Source organism: Dichelobacter nodosus (genome assembly GCF_001263335.1).
GTDB lineage: Bacteria > Pseudomonadota > Gammaproteobacteria > Cardiobacteriales > Cardiobacteriaceae > Dichelobacter > Dichelobacter nodosus.
This window is the reverse complement of record NZ_LGVW01000028.1, coordinates 44,243-62,862: the sequence shown is the minus strand read 5'-3', so window position 1 is coordinate 62,862 and position 18,620 is coordinate 44,243. Positions and strand designations below refer to the sequence as shown.

The 18,620-nt window shown below is 44.6% G+C and carries 21 protein-coding genes; 10 read left to right on the top strand and 11 right to left on the bottom strand.

Going from position 1 to position 18,620, the window contains the following annotated elements; genetic code table 11:
- The first annotated feature begins 5 nt into the window (after window positions 1-5).
- Window positions 6-1,025: a tRNA pseudouridine(13) synthase TruD gene (truD, locus tag AKG33_RS04790; RefSeq protein ID WP_050708001.1), complete on the top strand. Its 1,020-nt coding sequence runs from the start codon at window positions 6-8 to the stop codon at window positions 1,023-1,025.
- Here the strand turns inward: truD and mutM are convergent.
- Genes mutM through AKG33_RS04775 form a run of 3 tightly spaced genes read right to left on the bottom strand, consistent with a single transcriptional unit; the run spans window position 982 to window position 3,570 of the window.
- Window positions 982-1,800, bottom strand: coding sequence for a bifunctional DNA-formamidopyrimidine glycosylase/DNA-(apurinic or apyrimidinic site) lyase (gene mutM, locus AKG33_RS04785; RefSeq protein ID WP_050708000.1), 819 nt, complete (start codon window positions 1,798-1,800; stop codon window positions 982-984). The two genes, truD and mutM, sit on opposite strands and share 44 nt — an antisense overlap.
- On the bottom strand, window positions 1,793-2,242 hold the full coding sequence (locus tag AKG33_RS04780) for a hypothetical protein (protein WP_012031437.1): 450 nt from the start codon (window positions 2,240-2,242) through the stop codon (window positions 1,793-1,795). Before AKG33_RS04780 ends, mutM begins: the two co-directional genes overlap by 8 nt.
- On the bottom strand, window positions 2,239-3,570 hold the full coding sequence (locus AKG33_RS04775; protein WP_012031436.1) for a Gldg family protein: 1,332 nt from the start codon (window positions 3,568-3,570) through the stop codon (window positions 2,239-2,241). Before AKG33_RS04775 ends, AKG33_RS04780 begins: the two co-directional genes overlap by 4 nt.
- Window positions 3,571-3,645: 75 nt before the next feature.
- On the opposite strand from AKG33_RS04775, the gene xerD reads away from it, so the two are divergent.
- Window positions 3,646-4,539: a site-specific tyrosine recombinase XerD gene (xerD, locus tag AKG33_RS04770; RefSeq protein WP_012031435.1), complete on the top strand. Its 894-nt coding sequence runs from the start codon at window positions 3,646-3,648 to the stop codon at window positions 4,537-4,539.
- A 68-nt stretch (window positions 4,540-4,607) separates the two neighbouring features.
- On the opposite strand, the gene rpsI is transcribed toward xerD, so the two are convergent.
- The 3 genes from rpsI to AKG33_RS04755 form a co-directional block, all read right to left on the bottom strand.
- Window positions 4,608-4,997, bottom strand: a complete 390-nt coding sequence (gene rpsI, locus AKG33_RS04765; RefSeq protein WP_012031434.1) for a 30S ribosomal protein S9 — start codon at window positions 4,995-4,997, stop codon at window positions 4,608-4,610.
- 9 nt (window positions 4,998-5,006) lie between these two features.
- A complete protein-coding gene (rplM, locus tag AKG33_RS04760; RefSeq protein WP_012031433.1) occupies window positions 5,007-5,438 on the bottom strand; it encodes a 50S ribosomal protein L13 in 432 nt (143 codons plus the stop codon).
- Between the two features lie 222 nt (window positions 5,439-5,660).
- A complete protein-coding gene (locus AKG33_RS04755) occupies window positions 5,661-6,350 on the bottom strand; it encodes a recombination protein O N-terminal domain-containing protein (protein ID WP_012031432.1) in 690 nt (229 codons plus the stop codon).
- Between the two features lie 64 nt (window positions 6,351-6,414).
- On the opposite strand from AKG33_RS04755, the gene AKG33_RS04750 reads away from it, so the two are divergent.
- Genes AKG33_RS04750 through coaE form a run of 5 tightly spaced genes read left to right on the top strand, consistent with a single transcriptional unit; the run spans window position 6,415 to window position 11,398 of the window.
- Window positions 6,415-7,014 (top strand): anthranilate synthase component II, encoded by a 600-nt coding sequence (locus AKG33_RS04750; protein WP_187145767.1) that lies wholly within the window; start codon window positions 6,415-6,417, stop codon window positions 7,012-7,014.
- A complete protein-coding gene (pilB, locus tag AKG33_RS04745; protein ID WP_012031430.1) occupies window positions 7,011-8,705 on the top strand; it encodes a type IV-A pilus assembly ATPase PilB in 1,695 nt (564 codons plus the stop codon). The genes AKG33_RS04750 and pilB overlap by 4 nt, the downstream gene beginning before the upstream one ends.
- Before the next feature lie 19 nt (window positions 8,706-8,724).
- Window positions 8,725-9,948, top strand: a complete 1,224-nt coding sequence (locus AKG33_RS04740; RefSeq protein ID WP_012031429.1) for a type II secretion system F family protein — start codon at window positions 8,725-8,727, stop codon at window positions 9,946-9,948.
- The gene (locus AKG33_RS04735; protein ID WP_012031428.1) at window positions 9,948-10,808 is read left to right on the top strand and encodes a prepilin peptidase; all 861 of its coding nucleotides are present in this window, start codon (window positions 9,948-9,950) and stop codon (window positions 10,806-10,808) included. The genes AKG33_RS04740 and AKG33_RS04735 overlap by 1 nt, the downstream gene beginning before the upstream one ends.
- Entirely contained in the window at window positions 10,805-11,398 is a 594-nt protein-coding gene (gene coaE, locus AKG33_RS04730) for a dephospho-CoA kinase (protein ID WP_012031427.1), read from the top strand. Before AKG33_RS04735 ends, coaE begins: the two co-directional genes overlap by 4 nt.
- Here the strand turns inward: coaE and AKG33_RS04725 are convergent.
- Entirely contained in the window at window positions 11,385-12,452 is a 1,068-nt protein-coding gene (locus AKG33_RS04725) for a ribonuclease D (RefSeq protein WP_012031426.1), read from the bottom strand. The two genes, coaE and AKG33_RS04725, sit on opposite strands and share 14 nt — an antisense overlap.
- Before the next feature lie 210 nt (window positions 12,453-12,662).
- Here AKG33_RS04725 and rpsF point away from each other — a divergent pair, with 210 nt between their 5' ends.
- Genes rpsF through rplI form a run of 3 tightly spaced genes read left to right on the top strand, consistent with a single transcriptional unit; the run spans window position 12,663 to window position 13,677 of the window.
- Window positions 12,663-12,989, top strand: a complete 327-nt coding sequence (gene rpsF, locus AKG33_RS04720; protein ID WP_012031425.1) for a 30S ribosomal protein S6 — start codon at window positions 12,663-12,665, stop codon at window positions 12,987-12,989.
- A gap of 10 nt (window positions 12,990-12,999) precedes the next feature.
- Window positions 13,000-13,215, top strand: coding sequence for a 30S ribosomal protein S18 (gene rpsR, locus AKG33_RS04715; RefSeq protein ID WP_012031424.1), 216 nt, complete (start codon window positions 13,000-13,002; stop codon window positions 13,213-13,215).
- A gap of 12 nt (window positions 13,216-13,227) precedes the next feature.
- Complete coding sequence (rplI, locus tag AKG33_RS04710) at window positions 13,228-13,677, top strand: 50S ribosomal protein L9 (protein WP_012031423.1); 450 nt, start codon at window positions 13,228-13,230, stop codon at window positions 13,675-13,677.
- Between the two features lie 69 nt (window positions 13,678-13,746).
- Here the strand turns inward: rplI and aspS are convergent, their stop codons facing one another.
- From aspS to mutL, 4 genes are all read right to left on the bottom strand, one after another.
- Window positions 13,747-15,534 (bottom strand): aspartate--tRNA ligase, encoded by a 1,788-nt coding sequence (gene aspS / locus AKG33_RS04705; RefSeq protein WP_012031422.1) that lies wholly within the window; start codon window positions 15,532-15,534, stop codon window positions 13,747-13,749.
- A 5-nt stretch (window positions 15,535-15,539) separates the two neighbouring features.
- Entirely contained in the window at window positions 15,540-15,818 is a 279-nt protein-coding gene (locus AKG33_RS07275) for a hypothetical protein (RefSeq protein WP_123962260.1), read from the bottom strand.
- 67 nt (window positions 15,819-15,885) lie between these two features.
- The gene (gene miaA, locus AKG33_RS04700) at window positions 15,886-16,842 is read right to left on the bottom strand and encodes a tRNA (adenosine(37)-N6)-dimethylallyltransferase MiaA (protein ID WP_012031421.1); all 957 of its coding nucleotides are present in this window, start codon (window positions 16,840-16,842) and stop codon (window positions 15,886-15,888) included.
- A complete protein-coding gene (gene mutL, locus AKG33_RS04695) occupies window positions 16,842-18,614 on the bottom strand; it encodes a DNA mismatch repair endonuclease MutL (RefSeq protein ID WP_012031420.1) in 1,773 nt (590 codons plus the stop codon). Before mutL ends, miaA begins: the two co-directional genes overlap by 1 nt.
- Window positions 18,615-18,620: the final 6 nt, after the last annotated feature.

Genomic DNA, 18,620 nt, shown 5'->3' with positions numbered 1-18,620 from the left:
AAATCATGGCTAACGCAATTAAAACGATTCCCGAAGATTTTCAAGTTGAAGAACGCATGCCTTTTGAACTCACGGGGCAGGGCGAACATTTATGGTGTTGGGTGGAAAAGCGCGGTATGAATACTGCTTTCGTCGAACAACAATGGGCAAAATTAACCGGAGCGCGCAGAAGCGAAATCAGCCACAGCGGTTTAAAAGATCGTCATGCGGTGACGCGCCAATGGCTTTGTTTACCGGCGAAATACGGCGAACGGCTACCAGATCGCAGCGAATATGGCGCGGAATACTGGCAAATCATGAAACGCGTGCATCATCAAAGAAAATTGCGCATCGGAACGCACAACGCCAATTATTTTCATATTATCGTGCGTTCGGTGACGGTGCCGCCGGAAATCATTGCCGAGCAGTTGCAACGTATCCGTCAGCACGGCATGCCCAATTATTTTATGGAGCAACGTTTTGGACGGGATAATTTAGAACGCGCGTTAACGTGGGTAGCGCAAAATCGTTTGCCGGCAAAAGCCGCAGAACGCAGTATGACGTTGTCTACTTTGCGGGCGCATTTATTTAATCTCGAACTCGATGCGCGCCGCAGTGCAGAATGTTGGCAGCAATTAATTTCCGGCGATCGGGCGCTGTTAAGCGGTTCGCACAGTCATTTTGCCGTTGAAGAAATTGATGAAACGTTGCGCGCGCGGTGCGCTGCAGGCGATATTGCGCCGGCGGGTTGGTTAGCGGGCGCGGCAAAAAGCGCGGCGACTGGAAAAGCAGGCGCTATTCGTCAGCAAGTATTAGGCGCGTGGACGGAAGTGGTGGCGTATTTACAGCAATTCGCGCAAGAAGATTGGCGCGCGTTATGCGTTTTTCCGCAAGAATTAACGGCGCAGTGGCTCGATGATGCCACATTAAAACTGACTTTTACTTTGCCGCGCGGCAGTTATGCCACGGCTTTGCTCGCAGAACTTTTGCCGGTAACAGACGTTAGCGTTGACAATGGGGACAATAAACCGTTCCGCGGTTGCTGATTTTGAGATCTTCTAAAATGTTGCCGCATTTGGGGCAATGTTGACCGCTTTTTCCGTAAACGTGTAATTGTTGTTGAAAATAACCGGCGTGACCGTCGGGCGCGGAAAAATCGCGTAACGTGGTGCCGCCGCGCGCGATGGCAGCGGTCAATAAAGTTTTAATTTGTGCCATTAATGAAGCGCATTCCGCGGCGCTAAGCGTTTGCGCGGGACGATCGGGACGGATTCCGCTTAAAAATAATGCTTCCGTAGCATAAATATTGCCGATCCCAACGATGATATTTTGATTCATAATCAATGATTTAATCTTTATTTTTCGCTTTTGGCAATGCTGATGCAATACGTCACCGGTGCAGGAATCGTCAAGCGGTTCTATGCCGAGATGTTGCAATAATCGATGCGGTTTTTGCGCATGAAATACGGTAAATAAACCGAATCGGCGCGGATCGTGATAACGCAAACTGTAGCCGTCGTTTAAAGTGATGATGATGTGATCGTGTTTTTTGATGGGTTCGGTTTGCGGTAAAACGCGCAAACTGCCGCTCATACCTAAATGAACTAAAACGGCAATATCTTCACGATTTATATTGATAATCAAATATTTAGCGCGGCGCGTAATTTCGGTAATTTGGCAATGAATTAATTGCGATAAAGCGATGGCGTCTAAAGGTTCTCGTAATCGTGCGGCGCGAACGTCAACCGCGGTAATGGTTTTTTGACATAAAAGCGGGCGCAAACCTTTTTTGCAGGTTTCTACTTCAGGCAGTTCAGGCATCGGGATTGCTCCAATAAAGCGCCGGAAGATTCAGGCGCGGCTTCATGCGTTCATCACACAGATAACTATTTTTTCCGTGATGCAGATAATGCGCTTTGGCATAACGATTATGCGCGGCAAATTGCCAGCGATCGTTATCCAAAATCAGCGTGATCGGATTGGCAAACGCTTCCGGCGGTAATTCTGATTGGGGAATTTCGGCAAAACAGGCAAAACGCAGTTGTTCGAGCCACGGTTGAAAATGAATGGCGTTTTGACCGTTGATTTGCCATTGATTATTTTTTTGCGTCAAAGTCAACGTATTTTGTAGGCGAATGATTTGCACGCGCTGGATTTTTTGCGGCAACGGCAGGCGGAGCGGTTGATTTTGTTGATGCCGTACAAATGCGAGCAATAAACAAACCACCGCGAGCAAAAACCACGTTTGCCAAAGTTGTTTCATTTTTGAATTTCCGGTTGATAATGGCGCTGGAACGTTCGGCGTTGCCAATAAGCGGCGGCAAATGCGAGCGACGGAAACACAAAAAGCAATAATAATCCAAGGTTTAATAATGATGATTCGCTGATGGATAACCATTGATCGCGACGCGTAGCAATGCTTAATGCGTTTTGACCGGTGGCGCCGGAAAGAAGACTAAATACGTTGCGCGCAAAATCGCGGTTACCGCCTAAACCTAAAGCATTTCCGCTTAAAAAATCGCTGTCGCCGATGACGAGAATCCATTGTTGCCGATTGTGAAACGGGCGACTCAATAACCACGCCGGCGTTAAAACGCCTCGCGTTTCATCAGCATCAGCAGAAATGGTGCCGCTGATGGCGCCGCGTTCTACCCAACTTTGGGGCGATGTTTGTAATACGGGTTCGCGTTTCCAATTTTGCGGCGTTTTATCTGCGCGAAAGGCGGCGGTGCCGAGTAAAATGGGCGCCGTTTTGAGATCGTGGCTGAGCGGCGTTTTCGTGATGTGCGGTTGTAGTAAACGCGGATCGGAAAATCCAGCCGTTTTGTTGGTTAAATCGATGATAACGCCAGAATCGAGCTGTAACCCCGTCCAGCGCGCCAGTGACGGCGGCAAATGAAGGCGATGCGTGTCGGTCGTAAACAGTAAATTACCGCCGCGTTCGAGATGTTGGGCGATTTTATCCCAATCTTGTTCTAGCTTTTCGGGATCAGGATCGGCGAGTACGACGAGATCAGCGTTGTGCGGAATGCCGTGTTTTTCTAAATTAACGCTTGCCAGCGATAATGACGGCGATTGTAAAGCGCGGTATAAACTTTGCCACGAGCCGCCCGTATCAGCGAGAAAATCGCGTTCATTATGTCCTACAATGTGCACAATGACGCGTTCATTGCTGTTTTCCTCTTCCAAAATCGCTTCAACGATGAGCGCTTCTGAAGGATATTCAATGCGGCGAATGTGGTTTTTGGTGTGGAGCAATAATTGTCCAGAGCGCGTGATGTTGTATTGATTGACTTTGTGCGGCGCCATGTTGGGATCGACAAAATGCAGGGATAAAGTGGGCATGTTTTTTTGTAACCGCGTGATTAATTGTCGAATTTCACGACGCAGGCGCAAATTGCCGCTGACAAAAGCTTCTATTTCTAAAGGGTATTGAATGTGGCGCAAGCTGTTTTTTTGAGCGGCGGTTAAAGGGAGCGACGGTTGCTCGCGCCAAATATAACCCGCTTGACTGTATAACGATAACCAACCGGCGCCGCATAATACGGTGGTGATAAATAGGGGAAATAGGCGGTGAAAAAATCGGTTCATGAATGTGGTTGAACAGTGAGAAAAACCGTTGCATTGTAACGAGTTTTACGCCACGACATAAAAAAGTAAGAAAAAATGGATACGAAATTAACACAAGATATTGAATTGTTTATTGATTATTTATGGACGCAAGTTGGTTTGTCTGATGCGACTTTATCGGCTTACCGCGGCGATTTGCAACAAGTGCAAAAAATATTGGCAGATGTGCCGTTAAAATCGGCAACGATTGAGCAAATGATGCAGGTGTTGGCGCAGTTTCATGATCGCGGATACAGTCATACCAGCATGGCGCGAATGCGCAGTTCGTTAAACCGTTTTTTTTCTTATCAAATCGAGCAAAAAGAGCGGACAGAAAATCCAATGCATTTTTTAGGACGCACAAAAATTCGGCGGCATTTACCGCAAACGATGAGTGAAAGCGATGTTGAAGCATTGCTTTCCGCGCCAGATGTGCAAACCATTTTAGGATTGCGCGATCGGGCGATGTTGGAATTGTTATATGCTTGCGGTTTGCGGGTGAGCGAATTGGTGGGATTGACGCTGCATCAAATTGCTTTAGATGTAGGGTATGTGCAGATTTTAGGAAAAGGCGATAAAGAGCGTTTAGTGCCGTTTGGCGAAATTGCACACGAATGGTTGCAACGCTATATTCAAGAAGCGCGACCGCAATTGTTGGGGCAAAAAATGAGCGATTATGTTTTTGTTTCGCAGCGCGGCGCGGCTTTGAGTCGGCAAGCTTTTTGGTATCGTTTAAAAGTTTATGTGTGCGCGGTTGGGCTCGATAGTAATAAAATTTCACCGCACACGTTGCGTCATGCTTTTGCGAGCCATTTACTCGCGCACGGCGCCGATTTGCGCAGTATTCAAATGTTACTGGGACACAGCGATCTTTCTACCACTCAAATTTATACGCATATTGCCGATCAGCGGTTGAAAAGCTTATTTATGAAACATCACCCAAGAGCTTGATTACATTGAATATTACTAACACAAAAAACCGACCATAAAGGTCGGTTTGTGTTCGGATCGCAGAAAAATTAACGTTTTGAAAATTGTGCGGCGCGACGGGCTTTGTGCAAACCGACTTTTTTCCGTTCTACTTCACGCGCATCGCGGGTTAAGAATCCAGCGCGGCGCAAAGGATCGCGCAATTCGCTGTTATAAATTTGTAATGCACGAGCGATTCCGTGGCGAATAGCGCCTGCTTGACCGCTGGAGCCGCCGCCAACAACTGTAATATAAAAATCAAAATGATCCTTCATATCAGTGAGTTCGAGCGGTTGACGGACGATCATGCGTGATGTTTCGCGACCAAAATATTCGTCTAATGGTTTTTGATTAACGATAATATTGCCGCTGCCTCGACGCAAAAAAACGCGCGCCGATGATGTTTTGCGGCGACCGGTTGCATAGTATTGTTCTGTCATATTGCTTCCTTAGATTTCCAAAGCTGTCGGCTGTTGCGCACTGTGTTCATGTTCGCTGCCGGCGTAGATTTTGAGTTTTTTCAATTGGGCACGTCCCAAAGGACCTTTAGGCAGCATTCCTTTGACAGCAATTTCTAATACTCTGCCGGGATTGCGTTGCTGCATTTGGCTGAAGTTGGCGCTTTTCATGCTGCCGACATAACCAGTGTGGTGATAGTAAATTTTATCTTGTTCTTTACGACCGGTAACGCCAATTTTATCGGCATTAATCACGATGACGTAATCGCCGGTATCAATATTGGGCGTAAATTCTGGTTTGTGTTTACCACGCAAACGGCGGGCTACTTCTGTTGCCAAACGTCCTAAAGTTTTGCCATCAGCATCAATGACATACCATTCTCGCTCTACGCTCGCCGGCGCAGCGGTATAAGTTTTAAACATATCAATATCTCTCCGAACACGGGAAAATTAAGGGCGCAGATGGTACACAATATTTGCACTAATAGCAAGATTTTAGCCAATTTATTGATGTTATTCATGTTGTGCGGACGGTGATTTGCGGACGTGAAGTCAATTATTTTGTGATGTGCGGTGCCATTATTAATGAATAATTCGCTGATTTTGGCAAAAAGTGCGCAATTTATCGTTTTGAATTCATGATTTTTATGTATTTTTGATTGTCGTCGGATTTTGACTCAGCAGTTTCTTTAATGATCGGGCAATGTTGGCGCTGTGCATTTTTCGGGGCATATGTTGATGCAAGATGCTTTGTAGCAAATGTTGTAGTTGAGGGTGCGAAAATATTGGTTGATTTTGTGCTAAAGAATCAATGAGTTCAGCGGAATATCCGCAATTTGCTGCGGTGAAATACGGGGGATTACTGATGCAAAGTTGATAAAACGCGCCCGTTTGTTTTATTTCGGGGAAAAGTCCTAATTCTTCAATGAAATACCATTCTAGTTGCCGCAAATTTTCAGCGCGTAAATGAATCAGCTGGGTTTTGTAGTGTTCATAAAGTGTTTGCGGACGGGAAATGCTGTGTGAAAAATAAAGCATTAGTTCATTTAGATAATGAGCGGCAAGAATATTTTTACCTTTGGGCGCGTAATGATGTCGCAATTCGCTGTTCCAAATGGTGGCGAGTTCGTTTTTAATTTTGCCGTTTATCACGATTTCTTGAAAGGGGGCAAATGATTGTGTGTCACGATAATTTTTGTAACGAGAAACGCTTCCGACGGCGCGGATTAAGCCTAGATTTTGGCAAAATAAATCAAGAAGGTATTTGTTGTCTTGGTAGGGGGTGCGTTTTAGAATAAACGCCATTTCGCAGTTAAAATGGTTGGTATCGCTCATCTCAATATGGGAAAGGTTATGTTATGATTCGGTGTCCTTTTTCCGCACTATCGTGGGTAAAACGGTGTTGTTAATAATAGATAATTATGACTCCTTTACTTATAATCTGGCGCAATATTTTATGGAGCTGGGTGAGCAAATTTTGGTTGAAAAAAATGATGCGATAACGCCGGTGGATATTGAAAATTTGGCGCCAACCGCAATTGTGATTTCTCCAGGACCGTGTTCGCCTAAGGAAGCCGGTATTTCTAATGCCGTGATTGCGCATTTTGCTGGCGTTATTCCGATTTTTGGTGTGTGTTTGGGGCATCAATGTATTGCGGAGGTTTTTGGCGGAAAAGTTGTTGGTGCGCATCAGGTGTGTCATGGAAAAGTCTCTCCAGTTTGTCATCATCATGGCGGGGTTTTTCGACATTTGCCTAATCCGTTGACCGTTGCTCGATATCATTCTTTAGTGGTTGATAAGGACAGTTTACCCAAAGCTTTTGAAATTACAGCATGGATAGAAGATGACCGAGAAAATGTCATTATGGGGATACGGCATAAAACATTGCCGATTGAAGGCGTTCAATTTCATCCTGAATCTTTTTTAAGCGAAGCAGGACATGATTTGCTGAAAAATTTTCTGATGGATGTACAGGTGTTCAATAGGGAAAACGTATGAGTGAGTATGATGAACTGATTGCCTATATGGTAAAAAATAAGGTGGCAACGCCTGAGCAGCTGAAGGAAGTACAAATCAGCGTGCAGAAAAAACGGGGCAATTTTTTGCAACAGTTATTAAGCGATGGTTTGCTTGATGCCAGTAAATTGTCAAAAATTAATCGGGAAGTTTATAACTTGCCGATCGTTGCTTTGCGTGAATTAAATATTCGTCGGGAATTAACAGCGCAGTTTAAAGAAGCGGTGGTGCGCAAACATACCGCAATGCCGGTTTATGCCAACGGCGGACGTTTATTTATCGCTACCATCGATCCCAATAACCGCAGCATGCTGGAAGAGTTTAAATATCAAGGTAAATTTACTTCCGTTGAGCCGATTATCGCTAATCTTGACGCCATCGAAGCCTTGATTGAAGAGCACTATGCAGGGCTCGGCGGCATGGACGATTTGTTTGATGATGAAACGGAAGAAAAAGATTTAGATGCAATCAGTAATGCGTTAGGTGGGCTGGACGCAAACGAAGAAGAAGCGCCGGTGGTGCGTTTTGTAACGGGAATGCTGTTAGATGCTATTCGAACTGGTGCTTCCGACTTGCACTTTGAACCTTATGAAACCACTTATCGCGTACGTTTTCGCCGTGACGGTGTATTGCAAGAAGTAGCAGCGCCGCCACCAAGCATCGCAACGCGTATTACCGCGCGTTTAAAAGTTATGGCGGATTTGGATATTGCCGAAAAACGGGTACCGCAGGACGGACGGATTAAGCTTTACGTATCCGATACAAAAGCCATCGACTTCCGGGTGAACTCGTTACCAACTTTGTGGGGTGAGAAAATTGTTCTGCGGATTTTGGACAGTTCCGCTGCCAAATTGAATATTGAAATTCTTGGTTTTGAGCCTGATCAAAAACAACAATATTTAGATGCCATTTCTAAACCGCAGGGTTTGGTTTTGGTAACGGGACCGACGGGATCCGGTAAAACCGTTTCTTTATACACCGGATTAAATATCCTCAATAAACCAACGGTTAATATTTCTACCGCTGAAGACCCTGTGGAAATTAACTTACCAGGAATTAATCAGGTTAACGTAAACCCGAAAACCGGTTTGGACTTCTCTGCCGCCTTGAAAGCGTTCTTACGGCAAGACCCTGACATCATCATGGTTGGGGAAATTCGGGATATCACTACTGCTGAAATCGCGGTTAAAGCAGCACAAACAGGGCACTTGGTGTTATCAACTTTGCACACCAACGACGTGCCGCAAACCATTGCGCGTTTAGTTAATATCGGAATTGAACCTTACAACATTGCCGCTTCCGTAAACTTGATTATGGCGCAGCGGTTGGCAAGGCGTTTGTGCAATAACTGCAAAATTAGGGATCGTAAACACCACACTGAAGAATTGCTTGCTTTAGGTTTCCATGAAGAAGATTTGGACGATTTGAAAATTTATGCTCCTAAAGGGTGTGAACGCTGCAGTTATCAAGGTTATCGCGGTCGGGCGGGGATTTACCAAGTGGTTCCCATTTCGGAGGCGATTGCGGAATTGATTTTGAAAAATGCTTCCGCTGCCGAAATTGCAGAGCAATGTTTAAAAGAAGGCTATCTTGATTTGCGCCAAGCAGCGTTGAATAAAGTCAAGCAAGGGCTGACCAGTATCGAAGAAGTGTTACGTGTAACGAGCGAATAATATTTAAGGAGTGTGAGTGATGGCAGATTCAAAAAGAGATATGAAAACATATCGATGGACGGCGAAGAATAAGAAAGGTGAACAAGTTTCGGGCGAGTTGCCGGCACCAAGCGATATTGTGTTAAAAGCTTATTTGGGCAAACAGGGTTTAGCCAATATTTCGGTGAGTGAAAAACCAAAGCCGCTTTTTGGTGAAAACAAAGGGCGGATTAAAAGTAAAGATATTGTGTTTTTCACCCGACAAATGTCGACCATGTTACGGGCAGGTATGCCAGTATTGAGGGCTTTGGATTTGGTGGGGCAAAGTATTGAAAAACCCAAAGCAATGCAAGAAATGGTGTTTGATGTTCATGAAAAGATTCAAAACGGTGCCACTTTTGCAGAAGCTTTAAGCAGTCATCCTTTGCATTTTGATAGTTTGTACGTCAGTTTAGTTGCCGCGGGTGAAGAAGCCGGTATGTTGGATAAAACGATGGACGATATTGCAGTTAACCTTGAAAAAGGTGAAGCGGTTAAGAAAAAGATTAAAAAAGCTTTGCAGTATCCGGCAATCGTTATGTTATTTGCGATTGTGGTAACCGCAGTTTTGATGATTAAGGTAGTGCCTGTTTTTGCAGAGTTCTTTGAATCAAACGGAGGAACTTTGCCGGCACCAACACAAATGGTAGTGAAAATTTCCCATTTCTTTGTGAATAAAGGAATATACTTTTTGATGCTTATCGTTTTATCTTTTATGGGATTTTCCTATATTAAAAGACGCAATAAAAAAGTTCAGGAAGGAACAACTCGCGTTTTATTTAGAGCGCCATTGATTGGGGGCATTTTAAGATGCGGTTCTAATGCCCGCTTTTCACGTACAATGGCAACATTGTTTGATGCTGGGGTGCCGTTGATGAAAGGGTTGGAAGCCACCGCGCCAGCAACGGGTAATATTATTTATGAAGAAGCGGTATATAACATTCGCGATGACGTTCAAAACGGACAACAAATGAGTTTTGCGATGAAAAATACAGGACTTTTCCCAACCATCGCTGTTCAAATGACGGCAATCGGGGAAGAATCCGGTAACTTAGGGGAAATGTTAGGACGCGTTGCTTCGTTTTATGAAGAAGAATTGGATTGGCGGATTGAAGGGCTTACCGCGATGATTGAACCTCTGATTATGGCGTTTTTGGCGGTTGTGGTTGGGGGCTTATTGATCGCGATGTACTTGCCGATCTTTACTATGGGTAACTTGTTCTAATGCTTATCAGCGAATTATTACAAACGCCATTGGGTATTTTTTTCGTCGGACTGTTTAGTTTGATGGTGGGCAGTTTTCTCAATGTTGTTATCTATCGCGTTCCGGTCATGATGGATCGCGAGGAAAAGCAATATGCATGGCAAGTTTTTCATGGCGAAGATAGCGTTTGCCCCGAAATACCCAAACAACGTTTTAATTTATTGGTGCCTGCTTCTCGATGCCCTCATTGTGGGCATCGTATTCGGGCAATTGAAAATATTCCCGTGATTAGTTGGTTGTTTTTGAAGGGAAAATGTTCTGGGTGCGGCGCGGCGATTTCAGCTCGCTATTTGTTGGTTGAATTGTTGACCGCTGCCTTAAGCGTTATTGTTGCTTTCCATTATCACGATCCGCTCTCTCTGGGATTTGCTTTGGTTTTTACTTGGACGTTGATCGCTTTATGTTTTATTGACGCCGAACACCAATTACTTCCCGATCGCCTGACATTACCGCTCTTATGGTTGGGGATTTTAGCTGCTTTATTTAATGTTTTCATAAACTTAGAAAGTAGCGTTATTGGTGCCATGATTGGTTATTTATCTTTATGGTCGGTTTATTGGCTTTTTAAATTAATCACCGGTCGCGAGGGTATGGGCTACGGCGATTTCAAATTGCTGGCGTGTTTATGCGCGTGGCAGGGTGCATGGATGTTGCCGATTATCCTATTTTCTGCGGCGATCTTGGGCATGATTTACGCACTTGGCATTGGTTTACGAATGGGAAAACCTATGCCGTTTGGTCCTTTTTTAGCCATTGCTGGCTGGCTTACGTTTTTATACGGCGCCCAAATTGGGCAATTGTTCGGATATTTTCCCGCATGATTGTTGGACTTACTGGCGGCATCGCCAGCGGTAAAACCTTGTGTTGCAACTGGTTTGCAGCGCAGGGTTGTTACATTATCGATGCTGATTTAATTGCTAAAGAACTGGTTACTGTAGGCGGCGTTGTTTGGTTGCAATTGCGCGCTCATTTTGGCGAGACGATTTTTTATGCGGACGGCAACCTTAATCGTGCTTTACTCCGTGAAAAAATGTTTCACAATCAAGAAATTAAAGAAAAAGTAAACCAAATTTTTCATCCGGCAGTTCGTGCAGAAATAGAAAAACGTATTCATTTATATCCGCACGCATTCACTCTTTTAGATGTTCCGCTGCTGTTTGAAACGCAATTGCATAAAATCTGCCATATGGTAATCGTGGTTGATATTCCCGTTTCTTTGCAAATTGCGCGCGGCGTGTGTCGAGATGGCGTTAATTCCGCACAAATGCAGCGCATTATTGCCAGCCAAATCAGTCGTGAAAAGCGGTTGAGTCTTGCCAATTTTATTATTGATAATAGCAACAGCATTGCTCAAACTTATCAGCAATGCCAACAAATTTATCAACAAATTCTGTCACTTAACGCAGCTTAAATTCAGCAAAAATCGCTTGCCGCCACCCGTGATTCAGCGCACTTTTTTCCTGATTTAAAATCCACGACCGCAGTTGATTAGGCGTTGCCAGCGTTTCGGCGTGAATATTGAGCGCATTGGCGACGTCGTCCGTGAATTGCATCAATTGAGTAAGGATATTGCGTTGGCGTTTGTTTAAACGGGCGGCGCGCGGTTGCGCGGGCGGCGTTTGCGTACGTATTTGTTCAAAATGTTCAGCGATATTTTCTTCCGCTAAAAAATAATGTTCCGCTGGTAACAATGCCAAACAATCATCGAATTTTTGCGGTTGCGCCAAAGCAATTTCGATAATTTTTTCATCAGATAATATTTTTCGCCGCGGTAAATCATATTTTTCGGCGACCGTTTCACGTAATTGCACCAAAGCTTCTGCCGTATTTTGATGAATTTTCCGGATTTTTTGCGGTGCGCCGCGCAATTTAAACCAATGATACGGTTCTTTGTGATGATATTGTTCGTGCAACAAATTTTGACATTCTTCTTGCCACCAATGCATGCGATTGAGGCGCTGCAAATCCGCGCATAATAACGGATAAGCCTGCAACAATAAGCCAACATCATTTGCCGCATATTGACATTGTTCATTAGTTAACGGGCGAGCAAGCCAATCGCTGCGCGTTTCGCTTTTATCCAAATCGATGCCAAGATAATGTTGCACAAATCCCAGATAACTGATGGCTTTATGCGGCGAAATTAAAGAAAAACCGATCTGCGTATCGCGAAACATATTTGGCAATAATTGCCCGTGCAAATGCATCAATTCTAAATCTTGACTGGCGGCGTGAATCACAACGGGAGCGCGCTGTTGCGCCAATTGTTGCCAAACGCTGCAGCAAAGTTCACTTTGCATATCAATTAATTGCGCTTTTTGCCAAGCCGGCTGCATGATTTGTACCAAAGAAAGCTTGGGATAATAATGCCGTTCGCGCACAAATTCGCTGTCGTAAACCACGATGCGTTCGGGATCTAATTGTTCAAGATGATCCGTAAGTTGCCATTTTGTTTGATAAGTCATCACCTATTTCCTAGAAAGTCAAAAAGTTGCGTTTATCAGTGCGCAACTCATTTAACACATATTTTTTTATTAAAAATAAATTGTACCAGCATTCATTACTACTTGTTTTTTATGCCTAAATCACATAGGATCCGCACCCTTATCCGTTTGTGGTAACGGATATTCTCCTTGCTGCTTTAAGCAGCTATTTTTTATCCATAAGGAGTCCGTATGAGACATTATGAAATCGTGTTTTTGGTGCATCCAGACCAAAGTGAACAAGTCAGCGCAATGGTTGAACGCTACCGCGCGCAAATCGAAGCCGCTCAAGGCAAAGTGCATCGTTTAGAAGATTGGGGACGACGCGTACTCGCTTATCCCATTCAAAAATTGGTTAAAGCCCACTATATATTGATGAATATCGAATGTGACCGCCAAACTTTAGCAGAATTAGAAAGCAATTTCCGTTTCAATGATGCTATTTTGCGCCATATGATCATTCGCCGCGATGAGGCAGTCACTGAAGCCTCAATGATGATGCAAGAAGTTAAGAAATAAGGAGCACATAATGGCACGTCGTAAAAGAATTTGTCGTTTTACCGCTGAAGGCGTTAAAGAAATCGATTATAAAGATTTGGAAACGTTAAAAGCCTATATTACTGAAGTTGGCAAAATTGTTCCGGCTCGCATTACAGGAACCAACGTATTTTATCAACGCCAATTAGCAACCGCCGTCAAACGCGCGCGCTTTTTAGCTTTACTTCCTTACACAGATCAACACTAAAAGGGAGCAATCATGGAAATTATTTTGTTAGATCGCGTTCACGGTTTGGGAAGTTTGGGCGATAAAGTGCGCGTTAAATCAGGTTATGCGCGTAACTATTTGATTCCAAATGGAAAAGCAACGGAAGCCATTCCGTCAAAAATTGCTGAATTTGAAGCGCGCCGCAAAGAATTAGAAGAAAAGCAAGCACAACGCTTAGCTGCTTCTGCACAACGCGCAGAATCATTAAACGGCAAAATTTTAACCGTATTTGCCAAAGCCGGCGATGAAGGAAAATTGTTTGGTTCTGTAGGAACACAACAAATCGTTGCCGCTGCTGAACAACAAGGCTTACAACTCGAACGCCAAGAAGTGATGATGCCGCACGGCACCATTCGCGAATTAGGCGAATACGTCGTTGATTTAAAATTGTACGGCGATATTGAAGCGCAAGTGACTGTTCGAGTCGTTGTTGCAGAATAATCGTTTAATTTCAATACGAAAAAAGCCAGATTTTTATCTGGCTTTTTTTGATCTCGCTTTGAATACTTTTTACAGCGATTCCGGCAAATACTTGCGAATATGCAATTCTTTAAATTGCGCATCGCTCGCTTCGGAAGGCGCATCAGTGAGCAAACAATAAGCGGTTTGTGTTTTAGGAAACGCCATCACGTCGCGAATTGATTTTGCCCCCGCCATAATCATAATTAACCGATCAAGACCAAAAGCAATACCGCCATGAGGAGGCGCGCCGTATTTTAATGCATTGAGCAAAAAGCCAAATTTTTCTTGCGCTTGTTCGGCATCGATGCCCAAACTTTTCAATACTTGAGTTTGTACGTCTTCGCGGTGAATGCGAATTGAACCGCCGCCAATTTCCGTACCATTTAAAACCATATCGTAAGCGCGAGAAACCACCGCCGCCGGATTATTTTCGAGTTCGGATAAATCATCGGTTTTCGGCGCGGTAAACGGGTGATGCACGGAAGTCCAACGGTGTTCTTTTTCATCAAATTCAAACATCGGGAAATCAACCACCCACATCGGCGCCCACGGGCAAGTGAGTAAATCGAGATCGTGACCGAGTTTGATGCGTAACGCGCCCATCGCATCGTTTACAATGCGCGCTTTATCAGCGCCAAAGAATACGATATCGCCGGCTTGCGCTTGTACGCGTTTAATAATAGCGAGCGCAACGTTTTCGCCTAAAAATTTAACGATAGGCGATTGCAAACCATCGATTTTGCTGGGATCGTTCACCTTAATATAAGCCAAACCTTTAGCGCCGTAGCGTGCAACGTATGCGGTGTAATCATCAATTTCTTTGCGTGTTAACCGTTCGCCGCCGTTTGGCAATTTTAAAGCGACCACGCGACCATTTTCTTGTTTAGCAACGTTTGCAAAAACTTTAAAATCGCAATCGGCAACCAAATCTTCAACATCAATCAATTCCAAAGGAATCCGTAAATCTGGTTTATCAGAAGCATAACGGCGCATTGCTTCGGCATACGTCATGCGTGGGAACGGATCAATTAAATCCACATCGAGATGTTCTTTGAAAATGCCGCGAATCATCGTTTCCATCAACTGCATAATGTCTTCTTCTTCTAAAAAAGAAGTTTCAATATCGAGCTGCGTAAATTCGGGTTGACGGTCGGCGCGCAAATCTTCATCGCGGAAACAGCGCACAATTTGATAATAACGATCAAAACCGCTCATCATTAACATTTGTTTGAATAATTGCGGCGATTGCGGCAGTGCAAAAACTTTGCCTGGGTGCGTTCTTGAGGGAACCAAATAATCGCGTGCACCTTCTGGCGTTGCTTTGGTCAGCATCGGCGTTTCAATATCCATAAAACCGTGCTCGTTTAAATAACGGCGCAAACTGGCGGCAACTTTACTGCGCAAAATTAAATTTTTTTGCATTTGTGGACGACGTAAATCGATCGTGCGGTATTTGAGGCGTACTTCTTCGGAAACGTCGGTTAAATCGTCTAATTGGAAAGGCGGCGTTGGCGATTGTGACAAAATATTTAAATCGTGCGCCAATATTTCGATTTTACCGCTGATTAAATCGGGATTTACCGTTCCTTCTGGACGCGGACGAACGCGTCCTTCAATAGAAAGACAATATTCGTTGCGCACTTGTTCGGCTTTAGCAAAAGTTTCTTGATTTGCTGGATCAAAAACGACTTGTACTAAACCGCTTCTATCGCGTAAATCAATGAAAATAATGCCACCGTGGTCGCGGCGGCGATGAACCCAACCGGCAACGCGGACGGTTTGAGTTTCCAGTGTTTCAGTAACCTCACTGGCGTAATGTGTACGAAATTTAGACATAATTATTATTTCCTGTTGCGTGTTTTATCGTAGCTATAAAGCGTGAGTAATATCATGGTGATCATTGCTGCAAATCGACAATAAATAACCGTTTTGAGGATACGATTGGAAATGGGATCACTTGTTAAGAGATTTGCCGGCAATTTTTGCAGATATTCCCCCCAGCTTAAATGCAGCCGCATGATGGAATCAACGAACCAATAGCTGATGAAATCGCCCAACCACCACCCCAAAAAAGCGGCAATGATTAAAGCAAAACACAGTATTAAAAATCGGGACATCATTTGGCGGAAAGGTCAAGGATTATAGCAGGGTGTTTTAAAGATGTGTGGCTTGTATGAAGTCGGTAATTCATAAAAACGTTCCTTCATTATGTTTACAAAATTGCGCTACTTGTTGAAAAACGCGGTTTGGCGTTTCCGCTTGATACGGATCGTAAAAATGCATTGATAATACCGTCTTTAAGCGATTGTTCAGCCAAGTAATTTGTCTTTTTGCCAATTGCCGCGTTGCGATAATCGATAATTCCACTGCCGTTTCCAAATCAATTTCGCCGTCGAGATGGCGCCATAATTGCCGATAACCCACGCTGCGCATAGAACTATGTTCTGCGGTTAATTTTGGACGCATTTTTAAGCGTGCAACTTCTTCTAAAAAACCCGCTGCCATCATCGTTTGAAAACGTTGTGCGATGGCTTGATGCAATAAATGCCGTTCGGGCAATAACGCCAAATGCAAACTATTCCACGTCGGCGCGGCTTGCTTTTGTTGAGCAAATAATGCGCTCGGCGGTTGCCCCGTTTGGCGGAATAATTCGGTAAAACGAATAATGCGTTGCGTATCGTTTGCGGCAATTTTATTAGCTTGTTCGGGATCATATGCCAACAAATCCGCGTATAAAGCCGGCAAACCGCGCGTGTGCATTTCTGCCATAATTTCCGCGCGCAATTGTGCATCTGCAGGCGGCAAATCGGAAAGCCCCGAAAAAAGCGCGTGGTAATACAACATCGTGCCGCCGACCAGCAGCGGAATTTTTCCATCGGCATGCGCTTTAGCAATCGCTTGATGCGCATCTTGACAAAAACGTGCGGCAGAATAATGTTCTTCCGGTTCGCAGCAATCGATTAAATCATGTGGATACTGTTTTAAAAACGCGGCGCTGGGTTTTGCGGTACCAATATCCATACCGCGGTAAATTTGCGCCGAATCAACGCTGATTAAACGCAGCGGAAAACGTTGATACAGCGCGCAGGCGAGATCCGTTTTTCCGCTGGCGGTGGCGCCGATTAACGTGATAACTGCTGCCATTACTGCCCCCGTAAAAATAACGCATCAAGCTGCGTTGCATCGAGTTGAATCCAAGTTGGGCGCCCGTGATTACATTGTCCGGCGGCGGGCGTTGTTTCTAAATCGCGCAATAATTGATTCATTTCGCTGATGGAAAGCAAATCGTGGGCGCGCACCGCTTGATGACAACACATATTGGCAATTATTTGTTCCTGCGCGCGTTGTAATTGCGTACTTTTCGGAAACTCGCTTAATTCCTGCAAAACATCGCCGATAATTGAAATACAATCACTATTTTTTAATCGCGCCGGCACCGTTAATAATATGAATTCTTTATCGTTTATCGTCCAATCAAACCCCAACGTTTTTAACCACGCGCCGTGTTGCGCCAAACTGTCCTGTTGCACGGGCGTTAACGTTAGCGGCAATGGCAACAATAAACGTTGAACGGGGATTTGTTTTTGCGTTTTTAAAACACTTTTAAATTGTTCATACAAAATGCGCTCGTGAGCCGCATGCATATCAACAACCACTAATCCCTGCGCATTCTCTGCCACGATAAATGTGCCGTGAATTTGTCCCAAAGCCTGCCCCAACGGCAAATTGATTTTTTTTATTTCGGGTTGCGGCGCAGGCGTAACGGCAGGCGGTGGAGTTTGTGCCCATTGATAATAAGCTTTGGTTTCTTGCAGCCGCGGCGGTCGAGCAAAAGTATGCGGTATCATTTTATGATGCGGTTGTGCGGTTGCCGTGGTGGATTCTGGAAGTTTTGGCGACGCACTCGATAGCGGCGTTAATTGCGCGGCGCGCGGTTGTATATTTCTTAACGCGCGATGCAAACTGCTAAACATAAAATCATGCGTCAATTGCGCTTGCCGAAAACGTACTTCGCGTTTACTCGGGTGTGCATTCACATCAACCAGCGCCGGATCAAGCGTTAAAAACAGCACAAAAATCGGGTGGCGCTGACGATGAATCATGTCTTCATAGGCTTGTTTAATGGCGTGCGCGACCAATTTATCGGATACCAACCGCTGATTGACGAAAAAATATTGTTTATCCGTTTGCTGATGAGTATAAGTTGGCAGACCGACCCAGCCGTGCAAATGCATTCCTTCGTGTTCTGCTTGAATTTCAATTGATTGCGCTAAAAATTCGTCGCCCATCACGCTTTTTAAACTTTCTTTAAGCGTTTTGCCGCCGTATTCCAAAATCTTGCGATCCTGTTCATGCAATGTAATCACAAATGGCGCGCGCGATAAAGCAATGCCGGCTAATAATTGCGTGATGTGATAACGCTCGGTGCGGTCGCTTCTAAGAAATTTTTTCCGCGCCGGCGTGTTATAAAACAAATCGCGAATTTCAATGGTGGTTCCTTGTGGGTGCGCAGCAGGCGTAATATTTTCATTGAGATGAGGGCTGATTTTCCAAGCGTGATCAGATGATTGCGTGCAGCTGGTGAGCGTCGTTTTGGAAATAGAGGCAATACTTGCCAACGCTTCACCGCGAAATCCCAAACTCGATACTTGCTCCAAATCTTCCAGCGTTCGAATTTTACTGGTGGCGTGCGTGGTGAAAGCCAGCGCCAAATCCTCTTTTTCGATGCCGCTGCCGTTATCCGATAAACGGATCAATTTGCTGCCTGCTGCTTCAATTTCGAGTGCGAGCCGCGTGGCGCCGGCGTCGATGGCGTTTTCCACAATTTCTTTTACCACCGATGCGGGTCGTTCAATCACTTCACCGGCGGCAATTTGATTAATTAATGCTGGCGGTAGCAGTAGAATTTTTGCCATCGTTTT

Bases quoted from the DNA above. Each gene is read 5' to 3' on its own strand.
- mutL (WP_012031420.1), bottom strand. From the start codon at position 18,614: ATGGCAAAAATTCTACTGCTACCGCCAGCATTAATTAATCAAATTGCC.
- AKG33_RS04740 (WP_012031429.1), top strand. From the start codon at position 8,725: ATGGCAGATTCAAAAAGAGATATGAAAACATATCGATGGACGGCGAAG.
- pilB (WP_012031430.1), top strand. From the start codon at position 7,011: ATGAGTGAGTATGATGAACTGATTGCCTATATGGTAAAAAATAAGGTG.
- AKG33_RS07275 (WP_123962260.1), bottom strand. From the start codon at position 15,818: ATGATGTCCCGATTTTTAATACTGTGTTTTGCTTTAATCATTGCCGCT.
- aspS (WP_012031422.1), bottom strand. From the start codon at position 15,534: ATGTCTAAATTTCGTACACATTACGCCAGTGAGGTTACTGAAACACTG.
- rplM (WP_012031433.1), bottom strand. From the start codon at position 5,438: ATGTTTAAAACTTATACCGCTGCGCCGGCGAGCGTAGAGCGAGAATGG.
- xerD (WP_012031435.1), top strand. From the start codon at position 3,646: ATGGATACGAAATTAACACAAGATATTGAATTGTTTATTGATTATTTA.
- AKG33_RS04735 (WP_012031428.1), top strand. From the start codon at position 9,948: ATGCTTATCAGCGAATTATTACAAACGCCATTGGGTATTTTTTTCGTC.
- AKG33_RS04725 (WP_012031426.1), bottom strand. From the start codon at position 12,452: ATGACTTATCAAACAAAATGGCAACTTACGGATCATCTTGAACAATTA.
- AKG33_RS04780 (WP_012031437.1), bottom strand. From the start codon at position 2,242: ATGAAACAACTTTGGCAAACGTGGTTTTTGCTCGCGGTGGTTTGTTTA.
- rpsR (WP_012031424.1), top strand. From the start codon at position 13,000: ATGGCACGTCGTAAAAGAATTTGTCGTTTTACCGCTGAAGGCGTTAAA.
- coaE (WP_012031427.1), top strand. From the start codon at position 10,805: ATGATTGTTGGACTTACTGGCGGCATCGCCAGCGGTAAAACCTTGTGT.
- AKG33_RS04755 (WP_012031432.1), bottom strand. From the start codon at position 6,350: ATGAGCGATACCAACCATTTTAACTGCGAAATGGCGTTTATTCTAAAA.
- rpsF (WP_012031425.1), top strand. From the start codon at position 12,663: ATGAGACATTATGAAATCGTGTTTTTGGTGCATCCAGACCAAAGTGAA.
- AKG33_RS04775 (WP_012031436.1), bottom strand. From the start codon at position 3,570: ATGAACCGATTTTTTCACCGCCTATTTCCCCTATTTATCACCACCGTA.
- truD (WP_050708001.1), top strand. From the start codon at position 6: ATGGCTAACGCAATTAAAACGATTCCCGAAGATTTTCAAGTTGAAGAA.
- miaA (WP_012031421.1), bottom strand. From the start codon at position 16,842: ATGGCAGCAGTTATCACGTTAATCGGCGCCACCGCCAGCGGAAAAACG.
- mutM (WP_050708000.1), bottom strand. From the start codon at position 1,800: ATGCCTGAACTGCCTGAAGTAGAAACCTGCAAAAAAGGTTTGCGCCCG.
- rplI (WP_012031423.1), top strand. From the start codon at position 13,228: ATGGAAATTATTTTGTTAGATCGCGTTCACGGTTTGGGAAGTTTGGGC.
- rpsI (WP_012031434.1), bottom strand. From the start codon at position 4,997: ATGACAGAACAATACTATGCAACCGGTCGCCGCAAAACATCATCGGCG.